Raw genomic sequence first — 19,378 nt, 5'->3', positions numbered from 1 at the left:
TGTGCATCAACTGGTGCAGGCACTGCTCACTGCGCTTAGAATAAATTCACACAGCACATATTCACGTAAACCACATAGGGCACATGCCGCGGCAGGAGAGCACATGGCAATGATGAAGAAGAAACCGGCACCCGATGACGCGCCGGTTAAATTTCGTCTTGCACCGCCCGGGTGGCGCTGGCGAGCGATTCACATTATCCCGTTTTTCACGGATCTCATTTCAGTGCTCTTGGTTGCTTATCTGCCGGTGCTGATTGGCACTATCATTGACCTTCACACGGCTGGCGAAACCCAGCGCGCTTGGTCTCAGATGAAATGGGCAGTGCTGATTGTGCTCTACTTCTGTTTCAATGAAATATTCACCTGGGGCATTACTTTCACGGTGGTTGCTGCCCTCGAAAGAGCCTGGCGCACGTACGTTGGCCGACTCGTCTTCAAATCATCGGGGCAAGAGATCGGTAACCTCATCGCACTCATGAATAAAGACAGCCGCACTATGGCCGCTCTGTGGCAACCGATGATTCTCGCATCTTCTGCAGTCGGTGCCACCGCAATGGGTACCTATCAGCTCTGGAAAATCAGCCCTGTGGTTGCTGCCATTGTGCTAGTGGGACTCATCGTGACTCTTTTTGCCCTCACACGCATCTCAAAAGTCATCGAAAAGCACTCAGAAATTTTCCGTGACAAAGTCGGAGTCAATACCTCTAAAGCAAGTGATATTGCTTCGGCTATACGTACCATTTTGGGGTTGGGCGCGGGGCCGCGCATGATGCGGCGCTACACCCACAGCGCTGAAGACCTGTACGAATCTCAGCTGAGGTTAGAACGCGTGCAGACCTGGTCTTTTGCGGCCCGCAACTTTCTCGTCGGAACCGTTACTCTCCTGGCCATTGCCTTTGCACTTCGCGGCACCCTTGCTGAAGGCACATGGCTCGCCGACACCCCAGCAGGGCAGCTAGTATCTATAGCCGGTCTGATTAATGTCATGACTGGCCCCATTTGGTCGGTTGAAATGCTACTGTTCGCCTGGCGTAACGCGCGTGTTGCTTTCAAACGCGTAGATCAGCTGGTTCACGATAACGAATCCGCACCCGTAGACACACACCGCGCAGCTTCCCCAGTTGCATCGGTAAAAATTCCTGATTCAACGCAGACCGTGGTGTTTATGAACCCGCGCGATATGAATCTCACGGCGCAAGAATGTGCAGAGGCACTCGTCCACCAGCTTCGAAGCCAAAGTAGCGGTGGAAAAGACAGGGAACGCGTCCTGCTCTCAGAACCCAACCCGATGATCTTCGCCGGCACTCTTCAAGAACACGTACAACTTGGCACCGATGTGTTGGACGATCAGCATATTATCGAGCTGCTACGGCTGACCGACTCACTAGAGATCGCCTACCGACTTGGCGGAAAAGACCCCGCTCAATACCTGCAAGCTTCAATCAGCGCTGAAGGAGCAAACCTCTCCGGCGGGCAGCGTCAGCGTCTGGCGCTGGCTCGTGCGCTCGCGCAGGACGCTACAACATTGGTGCTCACGGAGCCGTTGAATTCTGTCGATGAACCTAGCCAAAAGTATATTTTTGATCATTTAGAGCAAAAATGTGCACGCGATTATCCGCTAGAGAACATTCGGAAAATCTATGTTGTCAGCACCACCATGGAAGCTGAACGACGGATCGCGACCCAACATCGCTCGGATCATCACAACGTTGCCGCTCACTCCGTGCACCACGTTGTTGAACAGTACGAAGAAGCCATCACGAGTTCTTTGCAGAAAATTGAGCAGACGCCGATGACCAGCCAGCGCGAAATAGAACAGGAGCACCACCGTGGCTAACCTTCTTCCTGTCGCGTCCACCGGTAAAACCTGGCGGATGCTGCTGGCAAGCGTCATGCGAACTCCCGGTCAGTTTTTCTGGTTGATAGTGCTCTTCGTGTTGAGCTCACTGACCTCGTTGGCGATTCCCATCGCAATTGGCAGGCTGGTAGATGCCGCGTCGTCCCGTACTTTGACCGGCTTTCCGTGGGGTTTTATTCTTCTGATTGCTCTGGCGGTGGTGGTAGGCGCACTCCTCACCCGTGCGTGGACTTTTCAAGGGCAACGCCTGGGCGTTCGCCTGAATCGAGACCTCGGTATCGACATGGTGGGGGCTGCCCTCGAACTTGACGCTCAAACCGTAGAGGACGCTGGTTCTGGGGACTTGTTGTCGCGGCTGACCGACGATGTCGACTCCATTAGACAAGTTCTTGCGCAGGGACTCCCAGAATTCTTGTATATCACGGTCTATATGATTCTGACGGCTACAACCTTGTTCTTTGTCAATCCCTTCATTGGGCTTGTGGCTGTTCCAACGTTTGTGCTGATGGCGATTCTTCTGTCTATTTTTCTGCCGCGCATTGGAAAACTCACCCTTTATCGTGCTGAGGCAATGTCTGACTTTACCGTTGTTGCAAACGAGAATATTCGCGGTGCAAGCACCATGCGTGAGCTAGGTATTGAGGGCGCCCGCTTGCAGGTTCAAGAAAACCGCGTTGATTCCATATATTCCATTGCCCGCAAGCTGGTGTCGCTTCGTGCTACCTATTGGGCGATTGACGGATTCAACTCGTACATGCCTCTCTTGCTTTCGATTATCTGGGGTGCCATCTGCGTCGAACGGGGCTGGGCTAGCTGGGGCGATGCAGCGACAGCATCAATCATGCTCTTTGGCATGCGCGTGAACGCCGATATTTTTACCTACTGGCTTGACCGCCTGCGAGAAATGTCGGTGACGATGGGACGAGTATTCGGCGTGATTGATTTATCGCATCAACAAAAAGCGCGTCGTGAGCAGGCTGCTAGTAGCAAGGTCAACACTGAATCTGTTACTGACGATGTGGTCATCCGTTGTGAGAGTCTCACGTATGGTTATACCCCGGAATCTTCAGTTATCAAGGGCGTTAACCTTGACGTTCGGGCGGGGGAGAGCATCGCACTGGTTGGACGCTCAGGCTCAGGTAAAACCACTTTGGCACGCCTGATCGCTGGGTCTTTGACTGCTGATTCAGGTACGGTTTCTGTTGCTGGTTCTCCCGTGGGTAATGGACTCTATCCCACTCAGGTAGCCCAAGACGGGCGTCCTGCATTGCTGATTTGTACACAAGAAGCACATCTTTTCTTAGGTACGTTGTCTGACAACATGACAGTAGCCGCTGAAAACGCAACCGAAGCAGAACAGCTTGCGGCTCTTCATGCCGTCGGCGCCGATTGGGTGGACGATTTGCCTGACGGTCTTGACACCGAACTCGGAACTTCAGCAACCCAGCTCACGCGAGACCAGATTCAGCAGCTGTCGCTGGCACGCATCGTTGTGGCTAACCCGCACGCTGTTATTCTCGATGAATCTACGACGCAGCTTGAAACAGCGGACGCGTGTGCATCGCTGCACGCAATTTTGAAGGATCGTGCAGTAATTATCATCAGTCACGATGCCAGGATCGCTTCGATGGCATCTCGTGCGGTGCTGTTGAAAGGCGGTCGAATCGAGGCAGAAGGCACGCCGGCGCAAATGTTCGCGTTGTCTTAACGTCTGGGCTATTGCGTCCGCTGAAATGATGCGCCAGCAATGGTGACAATTGTGATGGCTGTTACTAAGATGATGGTTGTATATATAACCACATGAGAAAGAGCCCGCTATGAGCGCACCTTTTCCCTCCGACCTTGAAATCGCTCAGGCAGCGACCCTGCACCCGATTGTTGAGGTTGCTGAAAAATCAGGCATCGATGAGGACCGCCTGGAACCCTACGGCAAATACGTCGCTAAAGTGGTTCTCGATGAAACCACGACCGCTGAAAACGCTCGCAAGCGAGGCGCTAAGTACGTTGTTGTCACCGCTGTAACTCCCACGCCCTTGGGCGAGGGTAAGACAGCAACATCGGTTTCGTTGGCACAGGGAATGGCTGCAACCGGCCGCAACGCTATGCTCACTCTACGCCAGCCCTCGATGGGGCCGACCTTCGGCATCAAAGGTGGTGCAGCAGGCGGTGGCTACTCGCAGATTATCCCCATGGAAAAGTTGAACCTGCACCTGACCGGTGATTTCCATGCCGTGACCGCAGCGCACAATCTGCTGGCAGCAATGATCGATAACCACCTGCACCAGGGCAATGAGCTTAATATTGATCCGCGCGCTATCACCTGGCGACGGGTTCTGGACGTCAATGATCGCTCGCTGCGCAACATTGTTATTGGCCTGGGCGAACGTATGGATGGCGTTGTTCGCGAGAGCGGTTTTGATATCACCAGCGCCTCAGAAATCATGGTCATTCTCTCGCTTTCCACGAGCTTTGAAAACCTACGTGAGCGCCTGGCAAAAATCGTCATTGGTTTCAACTACGATGGTCAGCCGGTGACCGCCGCCGATCTGAAAGCTGATGGCGCACTCTCCGTTATTTTGCAGGATGCCATTAATCCCAACCTGCTTCAGACCCTTGAAACCACCCCGGCTCTGATCCATGCAGGCCCCTTCGGCAATATTGCAACCGGAAACTCATCGGTGGTAGCGGATTACGTGGGTCTTGAGCACTCAGGCTACGTGATTACCGAGGCAGGTTTCGGTGCTGATATGGGCGCTGAGCGTTTCTTTAACGTCAAGTGCCGCGTCTCCGGTCTCAAGCCCGATGCTGCGGTTCTGGTCGTCACGGTTCGTTCGCTCAAATCTCACTCTGGCCTGTACAAGATTGTTCCCGGCAAGCCGCTACCCGAAGACATGCTCAAGGAAAGCCCCGAGGACGTCCGCGCTGGCGCATCCAACCTGCAAAAGCACATCGACATCGTTCGTTCTTTCGGCGTGCAGCCGGTTGTTGCAATTAATGCGTTCCCCACTGATTTTAATTCAGAGCATGAAGAGATCCGCCGGATTGCTGAAGAAGCAGGCGCTCGCGTCGCTGTGCACCGCGGTGTCGCACAAGGCGGTAAGGGCACTATGGAGCTGGCGGACGCTGTGGCTGAGGCTTGCGATGACGTGAGCGAGCTGAACTTTACCTACGAACTCACTGACTCTTTGGAAACTAAGCTCGAGAAGGTAGCGACCGACGTCTACGGCGCAGACGGCATTGAGGTCACGCCTGCCGCACGCAAGCAGCTCAAGCTGTACGAAGAGCTTGGGTATGGTGAACTCCCCGTTGTGATCGCAAAAACCCATCTCTCCATTTCTTCGGATGCGTCGCTGAAGGGCGCTCCGACTGGTTGGACGTTGCCGGTGCGTGAGGTTCGTCTTGCAGCAGGTGCAGGGTACGTTTATGCCATCTGCGGCACCATGCGCACCATGCCTGGACTATCAAAGTCACCGGCGGCAGAGCGCATCGGTTTTGATGAAGACGGTCGCATGGTGGGACTGTTCTAAGGAGCTATTCGTAATACCTGGCGTTGAACTTTAGAAGCCTAGCGTTAGCACTGCCGGTACTTTCTGTCTTACCAGAAAGTACCGGCGGTGTGCTTTAGGGTGGAGTGTATGGATATGTGGCTTCCCGATACAACGAACGCGCGAGTCTTGGCGCAGACGCCTCTCGATGAAGACTATGTCGAGCACTCCCGATTCACCGGTGCAGACTGGTCCGGCGTTGACCAGAGCGCGGCAACTTTCGATAGCTGTTCTCTCACTGCGGTGGGGCTTGACGGATGCTCCTGGGATAAAGCGCGGGTGGTAAATAGCGAGCTTCACAACCTCTCTGTTGCCCACCTTCAAGCACCAGAGTCATCCTGGGAGCGCGCGGTCATCGAAGGTAGTCGCTTTGGCGTCCTAGAACTAAGAGATTCCCGTATCAAACATATGGTTATTCGCGACTGCAAAATAGATGTCCTCAATCTTCGAGCAGCACGGTGCACTCACCTGATGATTGAAGGATGCGCGATAGGGGAGTTGGACGCCACTGGAGCTACAATCAGCCACGTCGAGTTCGCAGATACCAGTGTAGAAACTCTCACCGTATCGCAATCACATCTTCACCGGGCCAATCTCAGCGGAGCACAACTGCACAAGGTTCTCGGGGCTTCATCGCTACGCGGTGCCGAAATCAGCGAGTTTCAACTGCAACAATTAGCACCAACTTTCGCCCAAGAACTCGGCATCAGCGTGCGTTAACCAAAAACAGGCGTCCTGCACCGAGGTGCAAAGACGCCTGAAATGTTTCGGAAAATCTATTTACCAGCCGCGAGCTTCCCACTCATCGAGGTTATCGCGGTCAGCGCCTAGCGTGGTGTGCTGGCCGTGTCCGGGAAGAACGATGGTGTTGTCATCAAACGCATCAAAAATCTTGGTGCGAACATCGTGTAAAAGCTGCTTAAAGTCCTCAGGGGAATTGGTTTTACCTACGCCGCCAGGAAAGAGAGAGTCCCCTGTAAAGAGGATAGTGGGAGTCGCCTCCTCACTGTCACCGCGCAAGACTAGGGTAATTGATCCAGGGGTGTGTCCCACCAGGCTGATGACTTCAAGTTCAAAGCCCTCAAAGCGTAGAGTTTCACCGCCTACCACTGCCTGTGCGATGCTGACGCCCTCTTGCTCGTCGATAGCCTCAACATCATCGTGGCCCGCAACGGTGTGCGGTTCAAAATGCTGAACGGTTGCGGGCAGAGCGCGAATATGATCCCAGTGTGAATGGGTGGTTATCACCGTCGAAAGGCGTGCTGAGGCACCGTCTAAATCCTCATCAGCGGCGGATTCTACAAACTCTCTAATACGATTAAAATTATCTGCGGCGTCAATCAAAACCTGCTCACCGCTGGATTTTGAGGTAATAAGGTAGACGTTATTTTCCATCTCAGAGACTGCAACCACTCGAACGGTGAGCTCGTCGTTATCAATCATGAGGTGTGCGGCAGGAGTTGTTGTCATAACCACAATCTTAGGCTAAACACAGACCAAAAGGTAAGAACACGATCTATAAATCTTGCAGATAAGCCCATAGCAATTATTAGTTGACAATCCTCGCACTAAGACAAGTAGGCGTATAGAATATATGTTCGAAACACACGACAAGATGAGTAGGACGCCCATGTCACAAACAGCGCATAAGCCTAACGATCTCACCAGAATCCTGGTGCAGGGGGCTCGCGAAAACAATCTCAAAAACGTCAACCTTGAGATTCCCCGCGACGCTATGGTTGTCTTCACCGGGCTGTCAGGGTCCGGCAAATCTTCGCTCGCCTTTGACACCATCTTTGCTGAAGGCCAACGACGCTACGTAGAGTCTCTCTCATCGTACGCCCGTATGTTCTTGGGACAGGTTGACAAACCCGATGTGGATTTCATCGAAGGTCTTTCACCTGCGGTTTCAATCGACCAGAAATCCACCTCTAAAAACCCTCGCTCAACGGTAGGCACAATTACCGAAATTTATGACTACATGCGTCTGCTGTGGGCACGCATCGGTCACCCACACTGTCCCGAATGTGGAGCTGAGATTTCAAAACAGACCCCTCAGCAAATCGTCGATCAAATCCTGTCGTACCCCGAACGCACCCGCCTGCAGGTGCTGGCTCCTGTCGTGAGCGCTCGCAAGGGCGAGTTTGTTGATCTTTTCAAAGAGCTTTCCGCTGAAGGTTACTCGCGCGCCATCGTCGACGGCGAACAGATTCAGCTTTCAGATCCTCCCAAGCTTGAAAAGCAGTACAAGCACACCATCGATGTTGTGATTGACCGCATCGTGGTGAAAGACGGTATTCAGCAGCGCCTCACAGACTCCGTAGAAACCGCCCTTAACTTAGCGGGCGGACGCGTCGTTATGGACTTCGTGGACCGCGAAGAAGGCAGCGACGACCGCACGCAGATTTTTAGTGAAAATTTGGCATGCCCCAACGGTCACGCCATTCAGCTTGAAGAAATTGAGCCGCGTGCTTTCTCCTTCAACTCACCTTTTGGTGCCTGCTCGCAGTGTGACGGTATTGGCTCACGTCTTGAAGTTGATGAAGAACTGATCATCCCTAACCCTGATTTGTCACTGGCTGAAGGCGCAATCGCACCGTGGTCACAGGGTAAATCTCGTACCGAGTATTGGCTTCGTCTGCTCTCAGGCTTGAGCAAAGAAGTTGGTTTTGACCTCAATACCCCGTGGAAAGATTTGTCTAAGAAAGCGAAGAAGGCTGTTCTGCACGGTAAAGATTTCAAGGTCACCGTTGCCTACAAGAACCGTTTTGGACGCGAGCGTCGCTATACCTCAGGTTTCGAAGGCGTTTTTGCCTACATCAAGCGCAAGCATGAAGAAACTGAATCTGACTGGTCGAAGGATCGTTACGAACAGTACATGCGTGAGGTAGCATGCCCCGCGTGTAACGGTGCCCGTCTGAACCCCGTCATCCTGGCGGTCAAAATTGATGGTAAGTCCATAGCGGATGTCACCGAGATGCCGATGCGAGATGCTCTGGACTTCATGCGTCAGGTTCATTTGAGTGATCGCGAGAAGAAGATTGCTGAACAGGTGTTACGCGAAATTGATGCGCGTTTGCAATTCTTGCTGGATGTCGGTCTGGACTATCTGAATCTCGCTCGTGCCGCAGGTACCCTTTCGGGTGGTGAAGCGCAGCGTATTCGTCTTGCTACCCAGATTGGCTCCGGTCTGGTGGGTGTTCTTTATGTTCTTGACGAGCCGTCTATCGGTTTGCATCAGCGCGATAACCGCCGCTTGATTGATACCTTGACCAAGCTACGCGATATGGGCAATACTCTCATCGTTGTCGAGCACGATGAAGACACCATGAAAGAAGCCGATTGGATTGTGGACGTTGGCCCCGGCGCTGGCGAGCACGGTGGCGAAATTGTGCACTCGGGTACTTTCAAGGATCTTCTTCATAACGAGCGTTCCATTACCGGTGATTACATGGCGGGGCGTCGCACCATCGATATACCTCAGACCCGTCGTGATATCGACAAGAAGCGTATAGTCAAGGTTGTTGGTGCCCGCGAGAACAACCTGAAAAATGTTGATGTCAAGTTCCCGCTTGGTGTACTGACAGCTGTTACCGGTGTTTCTGGCTCGGGTAAGTCAACTCTGGTGAACGATATTTTGTACACCGCTTTGGCTAATAAACTGAACGGCGCTAAGCAAGTTCCCGGTCGCCATAAGTCTATTGAGGGCTTGGAACACCTGGATAAAATTATTCACGTTGACCAGTCACCAATTGGCCGAACCCCGCGTTCAAACCCGGCTACTTACACCGGCGTGTTTGACCATGTGCGTAAGCTCTTTGCAGAAACCAATGACGCTAAGGTGCGCGGCTACCAGCCTGGACGCTTCTCTTTCAACGTGAAGGGCGGACGCTGCGAGACGTGCGCCGGCGACGGTACCCTTAAGATTGAGATGAACTTCTTGCCCGATGTCTACGTCCCGTGCGAAACCTGCCACGGCAAGCGTTACAACCGTGAGACCTTGGAAGTGAAATACAAGGGCAAGAACATCGCCGATGTTTTGGAGATGCCCGTTGCAGAAGCGGCAGAGTTCTTTGCCGCCTTCACTCCCATCGCCCGTCACCTCAACACCCTGGTTGACGTTGGTCTGGGCTATATTCGCCTGGGGCAGCCCGCCACCACCTTATCCGGTGGCGAAGCGCAGCGTGTCAAACTCGCATCCGAACTGCAAAAGCGCAGTAACGGCCGTTCCATCTACGTTTTGGATGAGCCAACTACCGGTCTGCACTTTGAAGATATCCGCAAGCTGCTCATGGTGATTCATGGTCTTGTCGATAAAGGCAACAGCGTCATCACCATTGAGCACAACTTGGACGTTATCAAGAGTGCAGACTGGATTGTTGATATGGGTCCTGAAGGCGGGGCCGGTGGTGGTACGGTTATCGCCGAGGGAACACCCGAAGACGTTGCAAAGGTAGCTGGTTCGCATACCGGTGAGTTCCTCAACGAAATTCTGGGGTAGTTTCATGGTGAATATCGTGTTGTGGGACGTTGACGGAACCCTTCTAGACCCTGCTGGTTCAATCACCGAAGGTATTGCCGAAGCTCTGGTGAAAAACGGTTTCGAGCGTCCTGATGAGAAAACTCTGGACGCCTTTGTTGGCCCTCCGGTGAACTATAGCTTGGAACATTTCACTGATGTTCCGCGCGAAAAGTTTTCAGATATCGTGGCAACCTATCGCGCCGCCTATAAAACCAAAGGATTACCTCAGTCAAAGCTTTACCCGGGGATGCGCGAGACTTTAGAAAAGTTCGCCTCCCTGGGCTACATCCAGGGTGTTGCAACCCAGAAGCCTCTGCATTTAGCTGAGGAAGTGGTTGAGATGTTCGACATCGCGCAGTTCTTTGAGGTTGTTGGTGGCGCTCGCGATGAACACGGCCAGAAGAACCTTGAGATGCCTAGCGATAAGCCGGGGATTATCGGGTACGTTCTCAACGCCTTGACCGAAAAATACGGTCAAAACGTATCTGCCGTGATGATTGGTGATCGCCAGTACGACGCGGTAGGAGCAGCTACGCACGGTATTCCTTCTATTGGAGTGAGCTGGGGATTCGGCGATGAGGCAGAGCGCTTGGAGCACTTTGATAATGTTGTCGATACTCCGAAGCAACTTCAGGTTCGTGTAGCTGAGCTTTTTGCCAGCTAGGCATTAGGCGTGCTTTTTAGGTATAACCGTAAGTAGTCGTAAGTCGATGGTCAGCATCTGATAGAACAAGCCATCCACTTTTGTTCTTGTTTCTTAGTTTTCAAGGAATCACCGTGGAATATTACAAGATGATTCAGAAATCAGTCAGCGGCATTTTGCGTACTGGTTTTCGTGCTCGCGTCACCGGTCTAGAAAATTTCCCCGAGGATGGGCCGGTCATCGTAGCCTCAAATCACCTTGCATTTCTTGACTCCATCATTATCTCGGCGCTGATGCCCCGTCGAGTGGCGTTTCTTGCTAAAAGCGAGTACGTCAACACTCCTGGGGTGCGCGGCAAAATGATGAAGTTGATGTTTGAGGCCATCGATATTATTCCGGTGAACCGTAGCGATCGTAAAGAGTCGATGAAAGCGCTCGGTAAGGCTCTTGAGGTGCTGAATGAGGGAAGGGTCTTCGGAATCTACCCTGAAGGCACTCGCTCGCGCGATGGTTACCTGTACCGCGGAAAAATTGGCATGGCCTGGTTGGCTCATATGACGGGAGCACCGGTTGTTCCCATAGGTCTTATCGGCACTGATAAGCTCCAAAAACCAGATTCCAATATGGTGTATCCCAAGCGGTTTACAGTGCGCGTTGGCAAGCCCCTTTATTTTGAAAAGACGGGGGAGACCATGACAGGTAAACAACGCAAAGAAACGACCGCAAAAATCATGGACGAAATCGCCGCTCTTTCAGGTCAGGGCCGTAAAGACGTCTATAACGTTTCCCCCTCAGCTTCGCGCGACGGTGGAGCAACTTCCTAAATTCACGCTAAGGAGCGTTTGTGGCAAACCCCGCTGACTACCGCCCAGCATCCGGCGAGATTCCTACAAACCCGGGTGTTTATCGTTTTCGCGACGAGTTCGGACGCATCATTTATGTTGGCAAAGCGAAGAACCTTCGCAACAGACTGAACTCATATTTCGCCCACGTCAGCGGGTTGAGCCCCAAGACTTATGCAATGGTTCATACCGCTGCGTCTGTGGAGTGGACGGTAGTGGGGAGCGAGCTCGAATCTCTGCAGCTGGAGTATACCTGGATCAAAGAGTATAAGCCTCGATTTAACATTGCTTTCCGCGATGACAAATCGTACCCCTATTTAGCGGTGACGCTTAAGGATAAATTTCCTCGTGCTCAGGTGATGCGCGGTGAGAAGAAGAAAGGCGTGCGCTATTTCGGCCCGTATTCTCAGGCGTGGGCTATTCGCGAGACGCTGGATGCACTTTTGCGCGTCTTCCCGGTGCGTACCTGTACAACGGGTGTTTTTAACCGCGCTCAAAAAAGTGACCGCCCGTGCCTGCTGGGCTATATCGACAAATGCGCCGCTCCCTGCGTGGGCAATATTTCGGTGGAAGACCACCAGAAGTTGGCGCAAGATCTAGCGAAGTTCATGGCGGGCGGAGCCGACAAATTTATTGCCGAGCTGACCGTGCAAATGAAGGACGCTGCTGCCGAGTTTGATTTTGAAAAGGCAGCACGCTTGCGCGATGACATTGCCGCGCTCGAAAAAGCATTTGAACGCAATGCAGTTGTCCTTGCCGATTCCGTGGATGCTGATTTGTTTGCTTTTGATCAAGATGATCTAGAGGCGGCAGTACAGGTCTTCTTTGTGCGCGGCGGCAGGATTCGTGGTCAGCGCGGTTGGATCGTTGAAAAAATGGATGACACCGACGATGCTGCGCTGATTGAACAGCTGATTCAACAGGTCTACGGCGAGGTGGCGGCGTCCATTGCGGTGGGGGATTCTGAAGAAGAACTAGCTCACCAGCGTCATGAAATTCCTAAGCAGATTATTGTTCCCGCGTTACCGCAAAACCATGAGCAACTCGAGGACTGGCTCAGCGGCATCCGCGGGTCCAAAGTCTCTATTGCTGTTTCGCAACGCGGTGACAAAGCGGCGCTGATGCAAACTGTGGAGGAAAACGCTAAGCACGCGCTCACGTTGCACAAGAGCCGTCGCGCAGGGGATCTCACTACACGTAGCGCATCCTTGGTGGAGTTACAGGAGAACCTGGAGTTGCCCGATCCGCTGATGCGTATTGAGTGCTACGATATCTCGCACGTTCAGGGTACCCACGTGGTGGCGTCCATGGTCGTCTTTGAAGACGGACTGCCGAAAAAGAGCGATTACAGAAAATTCTCGATTACCGGTAGCTCAGCCCGCGATGATACTGCCAGCATGTACGACGTTATTCACCGACGTTTTAAGCGCTACCTGCAAGATCAGGCTGAGCGTGAGCAGACTCCGCGAACCAGCGGCGAAGTCAGCGCGGAACGAGCACATGAGAAAGAGCCCGCCAAGTTCGCCTACCCGCCTAACCTCGTGGTGGTTGACGGCGGTCAGCCTCAGGTGAATGCGGCATCGGCTGCACTTGCTGATCTTGGCATCACCGATGTTTATGTGGTCGGTATTGCTAAGCGTTTAGAAGAGCTGTGGCTACCTAACGAGGATTTTCCCGTCATCCTTCCTCGTACTTCGCCTGCCTTGTACCTGATTCAGCGAGTACGCGATGAGGCGCACCGCTTTGCTATCACCTTCCACCGCTCTAAACGCGGCAAAGCAATGCTGTCGTCTGCTTTAGACGGAGTAGCAGGTCTCGGCCCGGCAAAACGTGAGGCTTTGATTGAGCACTTCGGCTCCTACAAAAAACTCACTGCCGCTACCGAAGATGAGCTCTTAGAAGTCAGCGGAATCGGACCTTCAATGGCTCAAAAAATCATTGCGCATTTCGAGCAAGAAAATTCAGCTGAGCGCGCTATCCCTTCCCAAGGAATTAACCTGACAACCGGAGAAGTCCTTGAGTAAGAGAGCGTAAAATAAGAGACGCGCATTCAGACTAAGACACCGGCGAACACTCTCGAAAGGGCAGTCATGGAGCAACAAAAAGAAATTATCAAACCTCAAATTCTGGTGATTACCGGTATTTCTGGTGCGGGTCGTAGCACAGCAGCGAACACTTTAGAAGATGAGGGCTGGTATGTGGTGGATAATATTCCACCGCAGATGTTGCAGCCGCTGGTTGATTTGGTGACCCGCGCCCCCGAATCAATTCCGCGTTTGGCGCTGGGTATCGATGTTCGCTCTATGGCCATGTACGAGGACATCACCGGCGCTATCGAAGATTTGCGCACCCCTCAGATTGACTTGACGTTGTTGTTCGTGGATGCCTCTGATAAAGACATCATTGCTCGCTACGAGGCTCAGCGCCGCCCACACCCGCTTCAAGGGGAGGGACGCATCCTCGATGGTATTACCAAGGAGCGCGAACTTTTCTCAGATCTGAAAGCTAATGCCGATACCGTCATTGATACTACGGGCAAGAACGTACATCAGCTTGCCCATGCTATGCGTGAGATGTTTAACGAGTTCGGTGCAACTAAGCTGCTGAACCTTACACTCACGAGTTTTGGTTTCAAGTACGGCTCCCCGGTTGATGCCAACATGATGATTGATATGCGTTTTATCCCTAACCCTCACTGGGTGCCGGAGCTCCGCGCGCAAACCGGTCAGGATCAGGCTGTCCGTGATTATGTTTTTGATAATCCCGGGACTGAAGAGTTTGTCACTCACTTTGTGGAAACTCTCAAACCTGTGCTCGATGGCTACCGCCGTGAAGGCAAGCATTACGCCACCATTGCCATCGGTTGCACCGGTGGTAAACACCGTAGCGTGGCGGTGACCGAGGAGCTCGCTAAGCGTCTGCGTACCCTTGGCACGGTGAGCGTCAATGTTCAGCATCGCGATATGAGGCGTGAATAAGGAGGCAGCAATGATGGATAAGACCATCACTGAACACGGTGAGCGTCTCGCTGTTTCTCCGCTATCCGCATCGTCCCCTTTGAGAGTGGTCGCCTTGGGCGGCGGCCACGGACTGTATGCGTCTTTGGCTGCTCTCAAACACGTCACCAGCGAACTCACGGCTGTGGTCACTGTAGCTGATGACGGCGGGTCGTCGGGTAAATTGCGTGAAGAAATGGGAGTGCTTCCTCCCGGTGATTTGCGCATGGCGCTTTCTGCTCTGTGCGACGATTCGGAATGGGGGCGTACCTGGGCTAGCGTCATGCAACATCGTTTTAAACATCCGACCTCGCCAGAAACTTTTTCTCTGGAAAACCATGCCCTGGGCAATTTGCTCATTGTGTCGCTGTGGGAGTTGTTGGGTGATCCCATTGCCGGTCTTGACTGGGCCGGGTCACTTTTGGGTGCTCGCGGACGCGTTTTGCCGATGTCGCTCACACCGTTGGTGATTAGCGGTGAAGTAAGAGAGGGTGAGCATCCGGGGAAGGGACTGACCACTGTCACCGGTCAAGCTAAGTTGGCGAAGGCCGGCAATATTGAAACCGTTCGTTTAGAACCTGCCGATGCTGATGCTTGCGATGAAGCTATTGAAGCGATTGATACTGCTGACTGGGTTATTCTAGGCCCCGGCTCTTGGTACACCTCGGTTTTGCCGCATCTGTTGCTACCTCAAACGCGTCGTGCCATTGAGCGTAGCTCAGCCCGCACCTGCGTGGTGATGAACCTTGAGCTCGCCAGCGATGAGACCACCGGTTTGGACGCCAGAGATCATTTGATGGTTCTCAAAAACTATGCTCCCGATTTGCAACTGGATGCCATTATTGCTGATCCCATTGCGGTAGCTGACCGTGAAAGTTTTGAAAAGACCGCTTCAAGCTTTGGCGCAACAGTTCGGTGGGCTGCCGTGCACGAGAGAAATAATCCTTTTGTGCACGACTCCCTTAAGTTGGGTGCTACTTATCGCGATTTATTCGCGGAATAAGTTAAATTCACAGCTTGATGTAAAAACATATAAAATAGTGAATTGTGTTTTTACGGGGCTGAGATGAGCGCCTAAGAAGTTAGCAATGCACACAATATAAGTTGGAGGACACACCGTATGGCCCTGACGGCATCGGTTAAAGAAGAACTGGCACGGTATGACGCTACGAAATCTTCTGTCAGAAAGGCGGAGGTTTCAACTATTTTGCGTTTTACCAGCAGCCTTCACTTGGTTTCTGGTCGCATTGTGATTGAGGCTGAGGTCGATTTAGAGGCAACTGCTTTGCGCCTTCAGCACAATATTGCTGATTTGTACGGGCATGATTCTGAGATTACTGCGGTCACCGGCGGAGGTTTACGTCGCGGCGGTCGTTATATCGTGCGTGTTGATCACGGTGGTGAGTCGCTGGCTCGTCAGACGGGGTTGTTGGATGCGCGTGGTCGCCCGGTGCGCGGTCTTCCTCCTGCCGTTGTGAATGGTTCGTTGGCAGATGCCGAGGCTGTGATGCGCGGCGCTTTCTTAGCGCATGGCTCGTTGACTGAGCCCGGTCGCTCCTCTGCACTTGAATTTACCTGCCCCGGCCCCGAAGCTGCTCTGGCTTTGGTGGGTGCTGCCCGCCGTCTTGATGTGATGGCGAAGGCCCGTGAAGTTCGCGGTGTTGACCGCGTTGTGGTGCGCGACGGTGAAACTATCAGCAATTTGTTGGAGCGTATGGGCGCTCATCACGCCTTAGAGAACTGGCGGGAACGCCGTCAGCGTAAAGAGGTGCGTGCAACCGCTAACCGTCTGGCTAATTTTGATGATGCAAACCTGCGTCGCTCAGCTCAGGCTGCTGTTGCTGCAGGAGCGCGTGTGGAACGTGCCCTTGAGATTTTGGGAGATCAAGTTCCTGATCATTTGCGCTATGCGGGGGAGTTGCGTGCTGCGCACAAGCAAGCATCCCTCGATGAGCTCGGACGTTTGGCTGATCCTCCCATGACCAAGGACGCGATTGCCGGACGCATCCGTCGTCTTCTAGCAATGGCAGATAAGCGCGCTGCCGAGCTGGGTATTCCCGGCACCGAGGCTAGCGCGTCGCACCATTAATACTTTTTTGACTCTGTCTTGGCTTCTAGCCGAGGCAGAGTTTTTTTATGCTGTGGTGTTGCTGTGTGCTTGTGGGAAGTGAGCACTCAAAACCCACAGTTGGAAAATGTGGGAAAATGTGGGCTTTAGTGGAGCGCTTCGCAAACTTTTTCAATTTTTGGGTTAAATTCCTTTGAATTCTGGTGAAACCCACGGAAAACCGCACGTAATCCTCAAAGAAAATAGTCAACTGGGCTAGAAAAACCTCAAAAAACCACCCAAACTCACACAAAGTGGGGTATAGTAGTGTGTGAACCGGACGGATAGCCCACCACATACGGGCTCACGTCAGATAACTTATCTGGCAGGGTTCGGATGCGGGAGCCCTTGCGTAGCAAGCGGTTTCCGTCCTAGCAAAATTCACTGATATATCGAGGAGTTAGATTCCAGTGACTGTACGCGTAGCTATTAACGGCTTCGGCCGCATTGGTCGTTCATTCTTCCGCGCAGCTCAGGCTCACGCAGAAGGCTTTGAGATTGTTGCAATCAACGACCTCACCGACAACAAGACCCTTGCTCACCTTCTCAAGTACGACTCAGTAATGGGCACCCTCGATTCAGAGGTTTCATTCGACGAAGAGTCAATCACCGTTGATGGCAAGGCAATCAAGGTTCTCGCTGAGCGCGATCCCGCTAACCTGCCCTGGAAGGATCTCGACATCGATATCGTTATCGAGTCAACCGGTTTCTTCACCGACGGTACCAAGGCTCAGGCACACCGCGATGCAGGTGCTAAGAAGGTTATCATCTCAGCACCCGGTAAGAACATCGACGGCACCTTCGTTGTTGGCGTAAACGATGACACCTACGACAACGAGTCAATGCACATCGTTTCAAACGCATCATGCACCACCAACTGCCTCGCTCCCATGGCTAAGGTCCTCAACGATGCATTCGGCATCGAAAAGGGTCTGATGACCACCATTCACGCTTACACCTCAGACCAGCGCCTGCTCGACGCACCTCACTCAGACCTGCGCCGCGCACGTGCAGCAGCTCTGAACATGGTTCCCACCTCAACCGGTGCAGCAGCAGCAGTCGGCTTGGTTCTTCCCGAGCTCAAGGGCAAGCTGGACGGCTTCGCTGTTCGCGTTCCCACCCCCACCGGTTCACTGACCGACCTCACCTTCGAAGCAAAGCGCGAAGTTACCGTTGAAGAAGTCAACGAAGCAATGCAGAAGGCTGCTGAGGGTGAGTTCAAGGGCCTCATCAAGTACTCAACCGATCCCATCGTGTCCAAGGACATTGAGGGTGAAGCTGTTTCAACCATCTTCGATGCACCTTTGACCAAGGTTATCGGCAACCAGGTTAAGGTTGTTGCATGGTACGACAACGAATTCGGTTACGTATCACGCTTGGTTCTGTTCACCAACAAGGTAGCAGCAGCTCTCTAAGCTAACTCAATAATGCCCCCGCCCACCGCTATATGGGTGGGGGCATTTTCATACCCTCTCTTTATAGATTTTTAAACTAATTGGAGTTGATCCATATGGCACGCGCTCTTGAAGAACTCTTGTCAGAAGGTGTTGAAGGTCGCTACGTTCTCGTGCGTTCAGATCTCAATGTGCCCCTCGACGGTAACACCGTCACTGATGATGGCCGCGTTAAGGCATCTCTTCCCGTGTTGACTAAGCTTGCTGAGGCTGGCGCACGCGTTATTGTCACTGCTCACCTTGGTCGCCCCAAGGGTCAGGTTGACCCCCAGTTCTCTATCGCTCCCGCAGCAAAGCGTCTTGCTGAGCTTGCTGACTTCTCAGTTGTCACTGCAACCGACGTTGTGGGTGAAGACGCTCAGGCTAAGGCTGCAGCTCTTCAGAACGGCGAAGTTCTGGTTGTTGAAAACGTTCGCTACGATGCACGCGAAACCTCTAAGGACGACGCTGAGCGCGGCGAATTTGCAGATGAGCTGGTTGCTTTGACTGGCGAGAACGGCGCTTACGTCAATGACGCATTCGGTGCTGTCCACCGCAAGCACGCATCGGTTTACGATGTAGCTAAGTGTCTGCCCGCTTACCTGGGTGACCTCGTCAAGACTGAAGTTGACGTGCTCAAGAAGACCCTGAACGATCCCGAACGTCCTTTCGTAGTGATTATGGGCGGCGCTAAGGTGTCAGATAAGCTCGCAGTTATCGAAAACCTCATCGGTAAGGCTGACACCATTTTGATTGGTGGCGGCATGGGCTACACCTTCGCAGCAGCTAACGGCTGGAAGGTCGGCCAGTCAATCCTCGAGAAGGATCAGATTGACACCGTCAAGCGTTACCTCAAAGAAGCTCCCGAGAAGGGCACCGAAATCGTTACCGCTGTAGATGTTGTCTGCGGTGATGACTTCTCCAACGACGCTAACTTCGAGATCCGTCCCATAGACGATATCGAAGGCGGCGAGCTCGGTGAAAAAGCAGACGGTCTGGACATTGGCCCCAAGACCCGCGAACTCTTTGCTGAAAAGCTCAAGGACGCTAAGACCATCTTCTGGAACGGCCCCGTTGGCGTTGCTGAATTTGAAAACACCGCACACGGTACTAAGGCAGTAGCTGAGGCAATCGTTGCATCAGATGCTTTCTCCATCATCGGCGGTGGCGACTCAGCAGCAGCTGTTCGCAAGCTCGGTTACTCAGATGACCAGTTCGGCCACATCTCAACCGGTGGCGGTGCCTCACTCGAATACATCGAGGGCAAAACCCTTCCCGGTATCGAGGTTCTCGGCGCATAAGTTTTTCTCACCGATGCGTGGTGGGCGTTCAAGGCTCACCACGCATCATCGAAAAACTTTTAGTGCGGATGCGCACTAGTTTTGGTGCGTACCGTTCACCATCTGTAGCTGGCCAGTGCCAGCGCGCGTCG

General features: G+C 53.0%; 14 protein-coding genes. 13 read left to right on the top strand and 1 reads right to left on the bottom strand.

Features of this window, described 5'->3' with window-relative positions:
* The first annotated feature begins 109 nt into the window (after positions 1-109).
* The 4 genes from IDM49_RS06775 (at position 110) to IDM49_RS06760 (ending at position 6,123) form a co-directional block, all read left to right on the top strand.
* Positions 110-1,837: an ABC transporter ATP-binding protein gene (locus tag IDM49_RS06775; RefSeq protein WP_190723964.1), complete on the top strand. Its 1,728-nt coding sequence runs from the start codon at positions 110-112 to the stop codon at positions 1,835-1,837.
* Positions 1,830-3,566, top strand: coding sequence for an ABC transporter ATP-binding protein (locus IDM49_RS06770; protein WP_190723963.1), 1,737 nt, complete (start codon positions 1,830-1,832; stop codon positions 3,564-3,566). Before IDM49_RS06775 ends, IDM49_RS06770 begins: the two co-directional genes overlap by 8 nt.
* A gap of 109 nt (positions 3,567-3,675) precedes the next feature.
* Positions 3,676-5,385: a formate--tetrahydrofolate ligase gene (locus IDM49_RS06765; RefSeq protein WP_190723962.1), complete on the top strand. Its 1,710-nt coding sequence runs from the start codon at positions 3,676-3,678 to the stop codon at positions 5,383-5,385.
* 108 nt (positions 5,386-5,493) lie between these two features.
* The gene (locus tag IDM49_RS06760) at positions 5,494-6,123 is read left to right on the top strand and encodes a pentapeptide repeat-containing protein (RefSeq protein ID WP_190723961.1); all 630 of its coding nucleotides are present in this window, start codon (positions 5,494-5,496) and stop codon (positions 6,121-6,123) included.
* 60 nt (positions 6,124-6,183) lie between these two features.
* Here the strand turns inward: IDM49_RS06760 and IDM49_RS06755 are convergent, their stop codons facing one another.
* The gene (locus IDM49_RS06755; RefSeq protein ID WP_190723960.1) at positions 6,184-6,873 is read right to left on the bottom strand and encodes an MBL fold metallo-hydrolase; all 690 of its coding nucleotides are present in this window, start codon (positions 6,871-6,873) and stop codon (positions 6,184-6,186) included.
* A 145-nt stretch (positions 6,874-7,018) separates the two neighbouring features.
* Here IDM49_RS06755 and uvrA point away from each other — a divergent pair, with 145 nt between their 5' ends.
* The 9 genes from uvrA (at position 7,019) to IDM49_RS06710 (ending at position 19,247) form a co-directional block, all read left to right on the top strand.
* Positions 7,019-9,904, top strand: coding sequence for an excinuclease ABC subunit UvrA (gene uvrA / locus IDM49_RS06750; protein ID WP_190725445.1), 2,886 nt, complete (start codon positions 7,019-7,021; stop codon positions 9,902-9,904).
* 4 nt (positions 9,905-9,908) lie between these two features.
* On the top strand, positions 9,909-10,589 hold the full coding sequence (locus tag IDM49_RS06745) for an HAD hydrolase-like protein (protein WP_190723959.1): 681 nt from the start codon (positions 9,909-9,911) through the stop codon (positions 10,587-10,589).
* A 128-nt stretch (positions 10,590-10,717) separates the two neighbouring features.
* Complete coding sequence (locus IDM49_RS06740; protein ID WP_190725444.1) at positions 10,718-11,392, top strand: lysophospholipid acyltransferase family protein; 675 nt, start codon at positions 10,718-10,720, stop codon at positions 11,390-11,392.
* Positions 11,393-11,412: 20 nt separating this feature from the next.
* The gene (uvrC, locus tag IDM49_RS06735) at positions 11,413-13,434 is read left to right on the top strand and encodes an excinuclease ABC subunit UvrC (protein WP_190723958.1); all 2,022 of its coding nucleotides are present in this window, start codon (positions 11,413-11,415) and stop codon (positions 13,432-13,434) included.
* A 66-nt stretch (positions 13,435-13,500) separates the two neighbouring features.
* The gene (gene rapZ / locus IDM49_RS06730; RefSeq protein WP_190723957.1) at positions 13,501-14,388 is read left to right on the top strand and encodes an RNase adapter RapZ; all 888 of its coding nucleotides are present in this window, start codon (positions 13,501-13,503) and stop codon (positions 14,386-14,388) included.
* Between the two features lie 10 nt (positions 14,389-14,398).
* Positions 14,399-15,409 (top strand): gluconeogenesis factor YvcK family protein, encoded by a 1,011-nt coding sequence (locus IDM49_RS06725; protein ID WP_228008030.1) that lies wholly within the window; start codon positions 14,399-14,401, stop codon positions 15,407-15,409.
* A gap of 117 nt (positions 15,410-15,526) precedes the next feature.
* Positions 15,527-16,495, top strand: coding sequence for a DNA-binding protein WhiA (whiA, locus tag IDM49_RS06720; protein WP_168614001.1), 969 nt, complete (start codon positions 15,527-15,529; stop codon positions 16,493-16,495).
* 428 nt (positions 16,496-16,923) lie between these two features.
* A complete protein-coding gene (gene gap / locus IDM49_RS06715) occupies positions 16,924-17,928 on the top strand; it encodes a type I glyceraldehyde-3-phosphate dehydrogenase (RefSeq protein WP_168614000.1) in 1,005 nt (334 codons plus the stop codon).
* Positions 17,929-18,023: 95 nt separating this feature from the next.
* Positions 18,024-19,247: a phosphoglycerate kinase gene (locus IDM49_RS06710; protein ID WP_190723956.1), complete on the top strand. Its 1,224-nt coding sequence runs from the start codon at positions 18,024-18,026 to the stop codon at positions 19,245-19,247.
* Positions 19,248-19,378 lie beyond the last annotated feature (131 nt).

The organism is Rothia terrae, from assembly GCF_014705925.2.
GTDB lineage: Bacteria > Actinomycetota > Actinomycetes > Actinomycetales > Micrococcaceae > Rothia > Rothia terrae.
This window is presented reverse-complemented; position numbering and strand designations above follow the sequence as displayed.

Excerpts from the sequence above, each read along its gene's own strand:
- IDM49_RS06775 (WP_190723964.1), top strand. The coding sequence starts at position 110 with ATGATGAAGAAGAAACCGGCACCCGATGACGCGCCGGTTAAATTTCGT.
- IDM49_RS06765 (WP_190723962.1), top strand. The coding sequence starts at position 3,676 with ATGAGCGCACCTTTTCCCTCCGACCTTGAAATCGCTCAGGCAGCGACC.
- IDM49_RS06760 (WP_190723961.1), top strand. The coding sequence starts at position 5,494 with ATGGATATGTGGCTTCCCGATACAACGAACGCGCGAGTCTTGGCGCAG.
- IDM49_RS06755 (WP_190723960.1), bottom strand. The coding sequence starts at position 6,873 with ATGACAACAACTCCTGCCGCACACCTCATGATTGATAACGACGAGCTC.
- uvrA (WP_190725445.1), top strand. The coding sequence starts at position 7,019 with ATGAGTAGGACGCCCATGTCACAAACAGCGCATAAGCCTAACGATCTC.
- IDM49_RS06745 (WP_190723959.1), top strand. The coding sequence starts at position 9,909 with ATGGTGAATATCGTGTTGTGGGACGTTGACGGAACCCTTCTAGACCCT.
- IDM49_RS06740 (WP_190725444.1), top strand. The coding sequence starts at position 10,718 with ATGATTCAGAAATCAGTCAGCGGCATTTTGCGTACTGGTTTTCGTGCT.
- rapZ (WP_190723957.1), top strand. The coding sequence starts at position 13,501 with ATGGAGCAACAAAAAGAAATTATCAAACCTCAAATTCTGGTGATTACC.
- IDM49_RS06725 (WP_228008030.1), top strand. The coding sequence starts at position 14,399 with ATGATGGATAAGACCATCACTGAACACGGTGAGCGTCTCGCTGTTTCT.
- whiA (WP_168614001.1), top strand. The coding sequence starts at position 15,527 with ATGGCCCTGACGGCATCGGTTAAAGAAGAACTGGCACGGTATGACGCT.
- IDM49_RS06710 (WP_190723956.1), top strand. The coding sequence starts at position 18,024 with ATGGCACGCGCTCTTGAAGAACTCTTGTCAGAAGGTGTTGAAGGTCGC.